The 1,164-nt window shown below is 66.1% G+C and carries 1 protein-coding gene; it reads left to right on the top strand.

The features are described 5' to 3' along the window. Window positions 1–1,164: VCBS domain-containing protein (locus FHT87_RS30985; protein WP_183806492.1), on the top strand; the 1,164-nt coding region annotated here is incomplete at both ends.

Genomic DNA, 1,164 nt, shown 5'->3' with positions numbered 1-1,164 from the left:
CAACACGACGCCGACGGCGGTTGCCGATACGGGGGATGCGACCGAGAAGGGCGGCGTGGCAAACGGCTCCGGCGGCGTGGTCGCCAGCGGCAATGTGCTGACCAACGACACCGATCCGGATGCCGGTGACACCAAGACGGTCACGGCGGTCAGGTTCGGCGCGACATCAGGCACGCTCGGCTCAGCCCTCAACGGCACCTATGGCAGTCTCGTGCTCAGTGCATCGGGCGCCTATAGCTATGCGATCAACGAGACCAATGCCGCCGTCCAGGCGCTGCGCCAGTCGACCAACACGCTGAGCGACGTCTTCAGCTACACGATGCGGGATACGGCGGGGGCCACCGCCACGGCAAATCTGACGGTCACCATCCATGGCGCCAATGACGCACCGGTTCTTGCCGTCCAGACGGCCAGCCAGAACGCCACCGTCGGCTCGGCCTTCTCCTTCACGCTGCCGACGACCACCTTCACCGATGTCGACAGCGGCGAGACGCTGACCTACTCGGCAACGGCCGCCGATGGCACGGCACTTCCGGCCTGGCTCTCCTTCAACGCTTCGACGCGGACCTTCTCCGGCACCCCGACGACAGCGGGCTCCTATGGCGTCAAGGTCACGGCAACCGACCTCGGCGGTCTTGCCGCCAACGAGACCTTCAGCATTGCGGTGTCGAGCACCCCCGGCAACACGACGCCGACGGCGGTTGCCGATACGGGAGACGCGACCGAGAAGGGCGGCGTGGCAAACGGCTCCGGCGGCGTGGTCGCCAGCGGCAATGTGCTGACCAACGACACCGATCCGGATGCCGGTGACACCAAGACGGTCACGGCGGTCAGCTTCGGCGCGACATCAGGCACGCTCGGCTCAGCCCTCAACGGCACCTATGGCAGTCTCGTGCTCAGTGCATCGGGCGCCTATAGTTATGCGATCAACGAGACCAATGCCGCCGTCCAGGCGCTGCGCCAGTCGACCAACACGCTGAGCGACGTCTTCAGCTATACGATGCGGGATACGGCGGGGGCCACCGCCACGGCAAATCTGACGGTCACCATCCATGGCGCCAATGACGCACCGGTTCTTGCCGTCCAGACGGCCAGCCAGAACGCCACCGTCGGCTCGGCCTTCTCCTTCACGCTGCCGACGACCACCTTCACCGATGTCGACAG

The sequence above is a fragment of the Rhizobium sp. BK316 genome (assembly GCF_014193695.1).
Lineage (GTDB): Bacteria > Pseudomonadota > Alphaproteobacteria > Rhizobiales > Rhizobiaceae > Rhizobium.
Note: the sequence above shows the minus strand (reverse complement) of the source record. Positions and strands in the feature narration are given on the sequence as shown.